The 11,445-nt window shown below is 37.3% G+C and carries 15 protein-coding genes and 3 pseudogenes; 3 read left to right on the top strand and 15 right to left on the bottom strand.

Translation table 11 applies throughout. The annotated features are described in order from the left end of the window. Nucleotides 1–105: 105 nt before the first annotated feature. Entirely contained in the window at nucleotides 106–390 is a 285-nt protein-coding gene (locus D0466_RS17860) for a hypothetical protein (RefSeq protein ID WP_117323903.1), read from the bottom strand. A gap of 168 nt (nucleotides 391–558) precedes the next feature. Here D0466_RS17860 and D0466_RS17855 point away from each other — a divergent pair. Then, nucleotides 559–747: pseudogene (locus D0466_RS17855) on the top strand (hypothetical protein). Nucleotides 748–1,242: 495 nt separating this feature from the next. Here the strand turns inward: D0466_RS17855 and D0466_RS17850 are convergent. Both D0466_RS17850 and D0466_RS23670 read right to left on the bottom strand, forming a co-directional pair. Next, nucleotides 1,243–1,962 carry a DUF421 domain-containing protein gene (locus D0466_RS17850; RefSeq protein WP_117323902.1) on the bottom strand — a complete coding sequence of 240 codons (720 nt, stop codon included), beginning with the start codon at nucleotides 1,960–1,962 and terminating at the stop codon, nucleotides 1,243–1,245. A 401-nt stretch (nucleotides 1,963–2,363) separates the two neighbouring features. After that, the gene (locus D0466_RS23670) at nucleotides 2,364–2,561 is read right to left on the bottom strand and encodes a zinc-ribbon domain-containing protein (RefSeq protein ID WP_117323911.1); all 198 of its coding nucleotides are present in this window, start codon (nucleotides 2,559–2,561) and stop codon (nucleotides 2,364–2,366) included. A gap of 8 nt (nucleotides 2,562–2,569) precedes the next feature. On the opposite strand from D0466_RS23670, the pseudogene D0466_RS17840 reads away from it, so the two are divergent. Continuing rightward, a pseudogene (locus tag D0466_RS17840) lies at nucleotides 2,570–2,970 on the top strand (pyridoxal-phosphate dependent enzyme); the annotation flags it as partial. 161 nt (nucleotides 2,971–3,131) lie between these two features. Here the strand turns inward: D0466_RS17840 and D0466_RS17835 are convergent. Next, nucleotides 3,132–3,698 (bottom strand): cupin domain-containing protein, encoded by a 567-nt coding sequence (locus D0466_RS17835; protein WP_117323901.1) that lies wholly within the window; start codon nucleotides 3,696–3,698, stop codon nucleotides 3,132–3,134. A gap of 251 nt (nucleotides 3,699–3,949) precedes the next feature. Then, nucleotides 3,950–4,462: pseudogene (locus D0466_RS17830) on the bottom strand (ferritin); the annotation flags it as partial. Nucleotides 4,463–4,883: 421 nt separating this feature from the next. Here D0466_RS17830 and D0466_RS17825 point away from each other — a divergent pair. Next, nucleotides 4,884–5,180 (top strand): hypothetical protein, encoded by a 297-nt coding sequence (locus D0466_RS17825; protein ID WP_117323899.1) that lies wholly within the window; start codon nucleotides 4,884–4,886, stop codon nucleotides 5,178–5,180. A gap of 401 nt (nucleotides 5,181–5,581) precedes the next feature. Here D0466_RS17825 and D0466_RS17820 read toward each other — a convergent pair whose 3' ends face one another. The 10 genes from D0466_RS17820 to D0466_RS17775 all read right to left on the bottom strand — a co-directional run bounded on the left by D0466_RS17820 (nucleotide 5,582) and on the right by D0466_RS17775 (nucleotide 11,399). Then, a complete protein-coding gene (locus tag D0466_RS17820; RefSeq protein ID WP_117323898.1) occupies nucleotides 5,582–6,007 on the bottom strand; it encodes an OsmC family protein in 426 nt (141 codons plus the stop codon). A 518-nt stretch (nucleotides 6,008–6,525) separates the two neighbouring features. After that, complete coding sequence (locus tag D0466_RS17815) at nucleotides 6,526–7,302, bottom strand: sulfite exporter TauE/SafE family protein (protein WP_117323897.1); 777 nt, start codon at nucleotides 7,300–7,302, stop codon at nucleotides 6,526–6,528. Between the two features lie 54 nt (nucleotides 7,303–7,356). Next, on the bottom strand, nucleotides 7,357–7,584 hold the full coding sequence (locus tag D0466_RS17810) for a sulfurtransferase TusA family protein (RefSeq protein WP_117323896.1): 228 nt from the start codon (nucleotides 7,582–7,584) through the stop codon (nucleotides 7,357–7,359). 48 nt (nucleotides 7,585–7,632) lie between these two features. Continuing rightward, on the bottom strand, nucleotides 7,633–8,760 hold the full coding sequence (locus D0466_RS17805) for an MBL fold metallo-hydrolase (RefSeq protein ID WP_117323895.1): 1,128 nt from the start codon (nucleotides 8,758–8,760) through the stop codon (nucleotides 7,633–7,635). Between the two features lie 49 nt (nucleotides 8,761–8,809). After that, nucleotides 8,810–9,205 carry a DsrE/DsrF/DrsH-like family protein gene (locus tag D0466_RS17800; protein ID WP_117323894.1) on the bottom strand — a complete coding sequence of 132 codons (396 nt, stop codon included), beginning with the start codon at nucleotides 9,203–9,205 and terminating at the stop codon, nucleotides 8,810–8,812. Between the two features lie 89 nt (nucleotides 9,206–9,294). Further along, nucleotides 9,295–9,870, bottom strand: coding sequence for a sulfurtransferase TusA family protein (locus D0466_RS17795; RefSeq protein ID WP_117323893.1), 576 nt, complete (start codon nucleotides 9,868–9,870; stop codon nucleotides 9,295–9,297). 54 nt (nucleotides 9,871–9,924) lie between these two features. Next, nucleotides 9,925–10,221 (bottom strand): rhodanese-like domain-containing protein, encoded by a 297-nt coding sequence (locus D0466_RS17790; RefSeq protein ID WP_117323892.1) that lies wholly within the window; start codon nucleotides 10,219–10,221, stop codon nucleotides 9,925–9,927. Nucleotides 10,222–10,243: 22 nt separating this feature from the next. After that, nucleotides 10,244–10,603: a rhodanese-like domain-containing protein gene (locus tag D0466_RS17785; protein ID WP_117323891.1), complete on the bottom strand. Its 360-nt coding sequence runs from the start codon at nucleotides 10,601–10,603 to the stop codon at nucleotides 10,244–10,246. Nucleotides 10,604–10,652: 49 nt separating this feature from the next. Beyond that, nucleotides 10,653–11,135 (bottom strand): DsrE/DsrF/DrsH-like family protein, encoded by a 483-nt coding sequence (locus tag D0466_RS17780; RefSeq protein ID WP_117323890.1) that lies wholly within the window; start codon nucleotides 11,133–11,135, stop codon nucleotides 10,653–10,655. 36 nt (nucleotides 11,136–11,171) lie between these two features. Then, entirely contained in the window at nucleotides 11,172–11,399 is a 228-nt protein-coding gene (locus D0466_RS17775) for a sulfurtransferase TusA family protein (protein ID WP_117323889.1), read from the bottom strand. Between the last annotated feature and the right edge of the window lie 46 nt (nucleotides 11,400–11,445).

Genomic DNA, 11,445 nt, shown 5'->3' with positions numbered 1-11,445 from the left:
CTTTGATATGATATATGAGTTTAACCGACAAGCAGTTGACCCTTGTCCCTGAAAAAATAGAAAGCGGACCCTGACAAAGCAGTCACGCCTTCTATCCATGTTAAATTATTTATAGGATTTTAACATATCCATCAATTGGGATAAGTCATGCTTATCGTGGTCCTTATTGGCAAAAAGAAACACAATGATCACAATCAAAATATCGAAGTCCACTTTAACATTAACTACAGCATTGTTTTCAACTTTGTTTGATACAGTATCAGTGTCAACGTTGCTTTGAGCCTGTGCTTGTGCTTGAGCCTGTTGCTGCTTCTGCGTTTGGATAAAAGCTAAAATTTCCTTAGCCTTTTTTTCCATATTGTCGTAATCTTTATCGTAACAATATGACATATTTTTTCCCCCTTTCCTTTTTACTACTGTATTTATATGCTTGACTCTTCATCAGTGAAAGGGTGCTTGTCTTCATTAAATCAACCATTTTTTAACCGGATAAAATTAAAGGGCAAGAAAATATCCTTAATGAAGCCTTTATATTATTAAAAAACGAAGGTGATTACATTGACTGAAGAATCAAAAGAATACAACGGCTATGACACAACCATTATCTATGACCATAAAGTAAAGAATATCCTGATGTGAATTATGGCCGATGTGATAACTGTGGTCACACATTGTTTAAAAGTTCCTGCCAAAGATAATAAGTTCCATAGAGAATGTAGAGACTGCGGTATGAAGAAAAGCATTTGACTAAAAATTGGTTGTAAATAAAAAGCCTAACAATAGGCTCGTACCACTATGGGCTTGGCCAATAATTATGCTTTTTCTGTATTTATTTACTGTTTATTAGTAAATAGTATTGAAACCTAAAACAATCACCAATAGAATAAATACAACAATAACAAACGCCATGTTGTTGCGTCTTCCGTACTCTTCACCCATAATATTTTCCCCTCCTTCATTTCAGCCTTTCTATTATCGCGCCTCACAATTACTAGCGCTCAATTATATACTATGGACAAGCTGCCAAAGTGACAGCCCATTTTTTGTACAAACTGGTTTGAATCCCAACCTATTTTTTAGCAAGTTAAAAAGACCTACCAAGCGAACGCAAGGCAAGCCCTTTTGGGGATTATGAATGTTGCTTTAACCTTTGTCTTTTATACTATATACAACCTTCCAAGTGACAGTTTTTTACTCAGTAGTGTTATCTTCTCCTCACTGCCCCATAAACGGTAGGGCTTTTTAGTTACTTGGTTCCTTGTCAAAAGGAGACGAAATATTGTCGATGTATGTATCTATATATATTTTTCCGTTAGCAGCGAGAACAGCATAAACCACTTCGCCCAATTGTAATTTCCTTTTCTGTAATTCTGACTCTAACCATGCTTTTCCTAATTTATTTTGAGTTAAATTATCATGTATTATTTGACCATCCATTATTAGCTCGATTGGAAGCACTTCTTCAGGGCTACTTTGTAACGATAAATCCTGTTTATTTACATTTCTATATTGAGGTTTTTTCAAGACAGTGAGAGTTCCGTTAATTTCAACAATAGCAAATAAAACTTCATGAATATCGAAAACATCATTCCCCCTTAACTGTTGGTTTAGATAGTCCAAGGTGTAACGCATCTTCCTCATGTTATGTTCCAATATCATTCCATTTTGAATGACAATCGTAGGATCTCCCGCAAAAAATTTTCTTGCCTTTCTACTCTTCAATGAAATGAATGCTATTAACAAAATAACAAAGACAAACCAAGTGAAGGAAAAAACCATATGATGTGTTTTTAAAGAAGAATTAAATGAAAGGTTAGCAATAATGGCACCCAGTGTAATGGATGCAATAAAATCAAAATAAGTCATCTGAGAAATCGTTTGCTTTCCTAACAAACGTGCAGCACAAAATAACATGATAAATGCCAGGATTGTCCGGAACATAACCTCGATGAATTCTGACATACCCCTTTCACCTCCAATATAACAAAATGTTGAAATCACACTATCTTTGGAGTAAACTCATCCAGTTTCTTTTCAATCTTTTTAAACTTTCTATCATATTAGAGTTAAAAAAATTAATTTCTCGCATCGAAATTTCAACTGCCTTTTCTTATCAGTGTCCCAATATATAGTTTTAATCCATTCTTCATGTATTCTTCATCTATATACAAGCCGGATTTGTTGATTATCCAGGTTCCAAAATATTATAAAAATACTCTATAAATATACATAATTGGTTGGAGCCCTCCTCATTGAGAAGGGCTCAGGTTTCTGAGTTTTCATGTTCGAAAAAAGATAGAAACGCGCCCTTTATTACATAGTAATCATTTTCAGTGCAAATCAATAGACGAGTAGTAAAAAATTCATTTAATAAAATTATTAAAAGTATCAGAAAATTTAGTATTATTTTCGGTATTTACACTTAGGACTTCTTTACTATTAAGTGCTTTTTTCCATTCATGACCATTCTCACATAACCACCAATATGCTTCTCTTGCGTATGCTTCAACTTCATCTTGGAAAACGTCACCATTTTTGGTTGGATGCCATTGTTTAGCAATTTCCTTGAGAGGGACTTGTAGCTACTGCTGTTACAGGAGGAACGATTACAGGAACAGGAGAGAAATTAAAAGAACTAATACCGGACCTTTATATTGCCGTTGTCGAACTTAAAGGATCTCCAGTATTTTCAGGTGGCAAACCAGGGCCTCATAAACTAGTTAGCATAAGTCCGGGCTTTGTAACAATTATTTAAATACAAACGTATATAATGAGATTTTCCAGATAGCAGATACCGACGCAATAGAGATGGTTAAAAGGTTGGCACGGGAAGAAGGTATTTTTGTCGGTCCTTCAGCGGGAGCGGCTGTTTACGCTGCCATTGAATTGGCCAAACGTTTAGGGACCGGTAAACGAGTTCTTTGTATTGCTCCAGAAACTGGTGAACGATATTTAAGTATGGAATTATAATGAAGTCTTTAAATTTCAAGCAGACATCACATTCGTCTTGGCATAGTAATGTTATATAAAAATAAAACTCGCCGCAGAATTGGCGAGTTTTTCTTCATTTTGTTTTCGGAACCTTATTTAAAATTCAGACCCGTTAGCAAAATCAATGAATAACCCTACTCTTATTCCACAGCCAAAGCATCTGCTTTAGTTACATGAACCGTACCAAATGGATGTTCTGGAGGAGCATATATAGAATAAAGTTTTAACGGAATATTACCTGTATTGGTTACATTGTGCCATATTCCGGCAGGGACCATAATGGCAGAATCATCATGAACTCTTCGTACAAAGTTCAAATTATCTTTTCTTTTGCCCATTTGAACAATCCCTTGCCCTTGTTCAATACGTAAGAATTGGTCAACGTGAGGGTGGATTTCTAACCCGATATCTTCACCAACTTTAAGGCTCATCAATGTAACTTGCAAATGATTTCCTGTCCATAAGGCGGTACGATAGGTATTGTTTTGCTTCGTAGCCTCATTTATATTGATAACAAATGGCATCCGTCCATAATCTTTTATCTCAATTTGATTTCTTCCATTTGGTGTTTGGAAAAAACCGAACCTGTTTGCATCATCATGAACAGTCCAGTAATCAGGCTGTCTTACATAGTCATACATTGGTAAATTAGCATAATAAGGATTTTGTGAATATCGGTATGGATACGTATAAGGTGTATAGTACATGTTTTTCAATCCCTTCAAAGATTTATACGATTATCCTATGCACTAATTAGGTAAATGTACTTATATTCAGGATGATTTCCATTTTTGAGATAAGTAATTATCGATTTAGTTGTCTCAATTCCTTTATGCACAGTTACAAAGGATCGTTGTACAACCTGCCCTCTTATTCAATAAGGCAAAGCCGTATGGGTTCGGCAACTGGATCTTTAACTCTCACTCTTCTAATTGAGAGAGAAGAAACCCCGTATTGTCTAACCAGCAACAGGTGTACCTGTACCTGCACCGTTTTTCCTTTGCCCTAATCCTTGGTCCGACAATAAAATCGCAAACGGATTATTCCCAGCCAACTTCAGACGATTAACTATGGTTTGACTCTGTGCTTCTTCGTCTATTTCCTCCCTTAGAAAGTCTTGTATAATAACTGATGCTTGTGGGTCAACTCGATTTACATAATTATAGGCTTGACGATAAGAGTTTGTGACCATTTGTTCATGAGCTAACACTCTTTGAAAAGTTTCCAATGGCGTTCCGAAGTCACTCGGCTGGGCAGGCATACTAGAAAGTGTCACAGACCCATCTTTAGCGACAACATAATCAATCAATGTAAGCATATGAGTTCTTTCTTCTTCAGATTGTAAACGTAACCAGTGAGCCATGCCTGTTAGATTTAATTTACCCATATACGCCGACATTGCAAGGTAAATTGTCGATGAAACATGTTCAATCTGAATTAAATTATTAAATAATTTTTGAAGTTCTTCATTAAATCTTCCCGACTCCTTTAGTCCTAATACTTAACCTAGATATAGTGTATTAAAAACGAAACGAAAGTAACTTGTATAAAAAATATTTTAGTATTTGAGGTACTGAAAGCACTACTAATAAAACTTTTGGTTTGTTTTTATTCTTCAAGCAGAAAAGGGCTAATTTCTGCTTATATTATCCTACCGCCTAGTATAATTAAAAAAGCAGCCTAAAATGGCAGCAACAATTTGTAATAAACCACCTTCATTCTGCCTTGTAGTACATTTAGGAATTCAGGGTACTTATGCTACATCTCCTTCGTACTACCCTTAAAACGACTAAACCTAATGATTTAACCCCTTTCCTAGAAAATAAAATAGGCGAACTCTTAGGTAAATTGAACATAGTTTAAACTAGTTCTTTATTAACAGGAGTGAGTTTATGAATAGTAATTATTATCAAGGGTCAGTAAACCCTGATTATCGGAATCAAGTTCAAAATCCTTTTCATTATCAACAGGAATACCGTGACTTTCATACTCAACAGTTAAAACATCATACACTGACAACAGTGGGACCTGTTGTAAATTACGGTCTTCAAGAGGCCCAAATGACATCTTATCCTCATGCCATGAGGGAAGTAGCAGCAATCAGTTATTTAATGGGAAGAGGTTATAATTTCCAAACTGCTCGACAACTTGTCGAATCTTGGGAAATTAATGAGGCGTTCTACCGATGAAATTGACTTTAGTTATGAATGGGTATTGATGGCTCCCCTAGCAATTCATGTTTTTACAACTCAAATCCTAAGCAGCTTTTCAATAACTAACCTAAACTTTTAGTCTCTATTTCTATGCACCATTCCATTTTTCGTAAGCGGAAAAGCTTAAATCGTACCAGTAAAAATATTTTTCATAAATATGGTGCTATTCTCCTATAATGTTTATTATATCCATATAAAAAGAAAAAGTCTTAGTAAAAGATGATATTCAAACTAAAAAGATGCTTAACATTTAAAAGTTTAGCATCTCTTTATACCATAGGTTTCATTTGTGGTATTGAATCAATACAGTAGCGTACTTAGTTCAGTCTATTAAGTATTTAAGAATAGTACAATTAAAAACAACTGGAACCTACACCTTATATATTTTTACTGACTTTCACACCGTTAATGGAATAGCTGGCTACAATGTTTGCATTTAATGAATGTGATACAGAGCAATACTTATCCTTTGATAATTCAATGGCACGAACTACCTTATCTTCGGGCAGGTCTCCTTCAAGTGAAAAATGAATATGAAAATCGGTAAATCGTTTTGGATGATCTTCTGCCCTTGTTCCCTCTATTTCCATATTAAAGGCTTGAATTTCATATCTCATTTTTTTCAAAATCATTACAATATCAATTCCAATGCAGCCGGCAAGTGAATGCAAAATTAGCTCTGTCGGTCTTGCACCACTATTTTGTCCCCCCACCTCTGGAGCAGCATCCATCTTTATTTCATGTCCTGATGGTGTTGTACCGGAAAAAGCCATGTCTCCTGTCCAATTAATCATTGTCTTCATTCGTTTCAATCCTTTCAATGTTTGTTCCTGCCTTTAACTAAGAAAATTGTTTTCGAATTCTTTAGTTTTAAGACAATGTGAGTCAATTATATGCATAGGAACCTAATATCTATGTATTGGCTTTATTTTAATAGCATAAAAAAAGAAAGGTCTATGTAACATTATAAAAAGATTTCTTACTTTTTTTAAATGCTAAATAGACCAAGTTAAGGCACTAGGACAATAACTTGATTTAAATGATAGCACCTCTCCTGTTGTTTATTGATTTACACAACAAACCAAATTTACATACTAAACCATGCATACTAGCGAACCGACCTTTATAATACTTTTTGGATTAATATAATGACTCCTACCAGAAGCCAGATGAAAACCCCCGGTCATAAGGAATAAATTTCTTTCCGGGTTTTTCCTTAGTGATTCCTCAAGCACCTTGACCACAGTTCTTTCACTTAACATTTTTACCACCCCATATTTGGGACAGATAAACTATCCCCATTTCTATTTAAGTTGACACATTATAATATTTCTAACCAAATTTTTACTGCAGTTGTTGTGATTAACACAGCTAATATAATCTGAAGAACTTTCGTATTTATCTTTTTCCCCGCCATTGCTCCAAGAGGGGATGCGATAATGCTGGCAATCACCATGATGAGGGCAGGAAAATAATCAACTTGTCCGGTTGTAAGTTTACCAACCGTGGCACCAATGGATGAAATAAAGGTAATAGCTAATGAGGAAGCAATCGTCATCCTTGTTGGTATCTTCAGCACAACCAGCATTATTGGCACCAATAAGAACGCTCCTGCCGCCCCGACAATACCGCTGCCGATCCCAACGATCATTGATAAAGATGCGGCCAGCCACTTGTTAAACTTTACTTGGTCAAGAGGAATATCATCGATTCCTTTCTTTGGTATAAACATCATTACCGCAGCTATTAACGCCAGCACGCCATATATAATGTTTATCCCATCTTCGGACATTAACTTGGAACCATATCCCCCAATGAAACTACCTGCTAAAATACTGGCTCCCATGTACCCAATCAGAATTTTATTGAGATAGCCACCTTTTCGATAGGCCCATACGCCGCCAATCGTAGCGAAAAATACTTGTACAGCACTAATGCCTGACACTTCATGCGCACTAAATGCTGCTAGGCCGAATAAAGGCGGGATATATAAAAGCATCGGATATTTAATGATGGATCCGCCTATTCCAAGCATCCCTGATATATATGAACCTATGAATCCGATTAAAAAGATGGTAATAATAAATGTTATGTCCATCTTAGTCCCTCCCTTACCAAAAGGGAACCAAATTTGGTTCCCTTTCATTATGTGTTAACCTTTTTTAATCCAGAATTTCAATACGCCATTCTCTTCTGTTGATTGCAATAGTTCATGCCCACCAGAGTTTGACCATGCAACCAAGTCAGCCTTTGAACCCTTATCTGTCGCATGGATCTCCAACACTTGTCCATATTGCAGTTCATTGATCGCTTTCTTAGTCTTAACGATTGGCATCGGGCAAGCAAGGCCTTTTGCGTCTAACACTTTATCTGAATTCATTGATCATCTCTCCTAATATCAAATTAATTTTCTAGTATGTTTTTGAGCTTACCTGACCGCACAACGGTTAGGCCCAATTTCCATCTCGCGCTGCCGCTCTTCATCCGGTGAGATTTTCCCCATATTGGTTTCACGGATTTCTTGATAGGCATTTGGCTGCGGAGGCAGGTTGCCGGTTACCATGTTTCTGAACTCTTCTTCATCAGCAACATTCAAACCGTGATTTTCCACAAACAATGTCCCTAATTTCTTCGCAACACTGCCGTCATCGTTCAATTCCTCGATGATCATGAAGTGAGCCGGAAGTACAATCAGTTCATCCGAAAGTTCTCTGTAACGTTTATATAAAGTCTCTCTCAAGTCCCCAACCCAATCTTCAGCCAGTCCCGCTAAATCCGGTCTTCCGATGGAATCAATAAACAGGATATCTCCAGAAAGCAAGTACTTTTCATCCACTACAAACGAAGTGGAACCGATTGTGTGTCCCGGAGAATAAAGAGCGTCAATTTTGATCGTCGTATTCCCAATGGTTACGCTGTTTCCGTCTTCTAATGGCTGGTAGTCGAATGTTACTTCCGTTGCATCGTTAGGAGGAAGCCAGTAGGTTGCATTTGTCTTTTCGGCAATCGTTCTCCCACCTGAAATATGGTCAGCGTGAAGGTGTGTATCAAAAACATTTGTGATTTTTGCTCCGATGCCATCGGCGAATGTGGTGTACACATCAGCCATACGGGTTGAATCAATGATCGCTGCCTCGCCATTGGAAACGACCATGTAGGAAAGACATCCTTTTCCGATGCGGACAAACTGGTAGATCGCGCCGTCATCTTTTAGTTCTCCAACTTTTACGGGTTCTAGATATTCACTCCATGCTTTCATTCCGCCTTGCAGGTAAGAAACATCGCGGCCAGCCTCTGATAGCATTTCAGCCACCATGATAGATGAGCCTTCCTTAGCACATACGATTAATACCTCTTTATTGGTTGGAATTTGATCCAAAATTTCGTCTACTCCATCCAGCAGATCAAAATACGGAATATTCAGGTATTCGAAATTTTGTCCTTCGATCTTCCAATCTTGAAAAGCATTTTCATTTCGCACGTCCAGAAGGAATAATTCCTGCTTATTAAAAACTCGTTGTGTAACCTCTTTAGCTGTCATAATAATTACTGCCATAAAATGATACCCCCTATAGTATATTTACAGGTAAAAATTTTTTATCTGATTAAAATGTTAATGTGACATCCGCGCCTTTTGCGAACTCAAGGAATGTTACTGCACCGCCAACTTCAATGCCGTAAACGAACGCTTCTTTTTCCAGTCCCATAACATCCATCGTCATTTGGCATCCGATGAACTTGACTCCCATTTCCTGTGCCATTGAAAGCAGCTCCGGGATAGAAGGTACATTGGCTTTTGCAAATCCTTCTGCAAAATGTTCCTTTCCTGCTGGCATGGCTAGTTGCTGGTTCGCTTGTTTATGAATTAAGTTTAACCCTTCAAAAGTGAAGAAAATTGCCACTTCCTGATCGGTTGCTGCAGCAGCCGATGCGATATTAAATACTTTATACCCATCAAACAAACCACCGTTGCTTGCAATAATCGCTACTTTTTTACTCATGTCTTAATCTCCCCTTTAATTAAGTTTTTTTAAGGGGATTGGATCTGAGGATGAACCAATTCCCTTTGTTATTAATAAATTATTAGATACTAAAGGTTAAGGCTAGCAGTATCCCCTGACCAATTACTCATACCCGGCAACACATTGACCACTTTAGTAAATCCATTTGCCGCCAACTTTTGCGCGGCTAAATCACTGCGGCTGCCTGTACGGCATACAACGAATAATTGATCCTCTTTATTTAATTCATTCATCCGTTTTTCTAAATCTCCCAATGGTATGGAGATAGAGTTTGGAATATGGTTAAACGCATACTCTGCTTCTTCCCTTACATCCAGAATGACGATATGCTCATTGGACGCCACTTTTGACTGAAGGTCATCATTGTTGATAACATGAGGATGCTTTTTATCGATTGTTTCTTCACCAGAAGCTTTTCTCAGGTAGTGCTTCAGGACTTCTCCCTCTTCAACAGTACCTAAATATTGATGTCCTGTACTCTCAGCCCAGGCTTTAATATCAGCCTTTGAACCTTTATCAGTGGCTTGGACCTCCAACACTTGGCCTCCCTCTAACTGAGTCATTGCCTTTTTGGTTTTCACTATCGGCATCGGGCAAGCTAATCCTTTTGCATCTAATGTAATATTTGATTTAATAATCTCCATGAGAAATCCCCCTTCAAAATATACCCGTATAGGTATTTAATACTTCAAAATTTTTTATTCTGTTTTTCCTTCCCAAGCCAGCATTCCGCCAGTCATATTGATCACTTTAAAACCTTGTCCCTCAAGCAATTGGGTTGCCCTGCCGCTTCTCGCTCCAGAACGGCAAACCATGATATATTCTTTGGATTTGTCCAAATCCTGAATTTTGAATTCCAGCAATCCTAACGGAATATGAAGTGCAGTTGGTATCTTTCCGTTTGTTACTTCATCGACTTCACGTACATCGATAATATTGAGCGTTTTTCCTTCATTTAGTAACTCTACGACTTCTTTAGCAGTGATTTGTTCCATACATCTTACCTCCTGTCAAAATTTAATGCCAAGCACTCATACCACCTTTAACATTTGTTATATGTTTAAAACCTAATTTTTTTAGGGTTTTGCTTGCTTTGTTGCTTCTCATTCCACTTTGGCAAATCACGATTACTTCAATATCTTTGGAAAGTTCGTTTGCCTTCCTGTTAAGCTCATTCAAGGGAATGTTTTTAAAGCCATTGATATGTTTAGATTTAAATTCACCAGCTGTACGAACATCTATAAATTGTTTGTTTTTATTTTTCAATTCATTTCTCAACTCAGAAGTGCTAATTTGCTTTACTCCACTTGTAGGCAGCAAGCGCTGTAGGAGAAAAAACACTAACAGTCCTATCAGCATATAATTTAAATACTCCATTTCCCTACCTCCTTGGTATGTAGGGAACCGTTTGGTCCCCCGTGTAAATTCAGATGAATAAGTTCACGTTTCCGTCTTCAGCATCCCCTAAATAAGCTGCCACACCTGCATAATCAATGCCGTCTAACAGTTCTTCTTGCTGGAGGCCTAAAAGATCCATTGTCATCGTACATGCAATAAGCTTTACTTCCTGTTCTTGAGCCATCTCGATTAATTGTGGCAGTGTCATAGCATTGTGCTTTTTGATGACTTGCTTGATCATCTTAGGTCCCATTCCAGCAAAATTCATTTTGGATAGGCCCATTTTGTCCGCACCGCGAGGCATCATTTTCGCAAACATCTTCTCAAGGAAGCCTTTATTTAATGTTAACGGCTCATCCTTTCGTAAAGCGTTCAGACCCCAAAATGTATGGAAAATGGTAACTTCATGGTCATAAGCCGCTGCACCATTTGCAATAATGTAAGCCGCCATTGCTTTATCATAATCTCCACTGAATAATATAATCGTGGTTTTTTTCTTTTGTTCTGTCATTGAAATTTCCCCCTCTTAATCTTTAGATAAAGAACATTAACCCTTTTTAATCCAAAACTTTAAAACATTGTTTTCTTCTTCATGATTTAACAGTTCATTTCCAGAAGATTTGGCCCAAGCTGTTAAATCAGCCTTCGCTCCCTTATCTGTTGCATGAACTTCTAGTACCTGACCTGATTGTAAATCATTGATTGCTTTTTTTGTTTTTACGATTGGCATCGGACAAGCAAGCCCCTTAGCATCTAATACCTTATCTGCATTCATTTCAATCAGCCTCCATTTTTATATCGACATACTTGTACCCCTATGG

The organism is Peribacillus glennii (assembly GCF_003429105.1).
Lineage (GTDB): Bacteria > Bacillota > Bacilli > Bacillales > DSM-1321 > Peribacillus > Peribacillus glennii.
The sequence above is the reverse complement of the archived record's forward strand: the minus strand, read 5'-3'. Positions and strand labels throughout refer to the sequence as shown.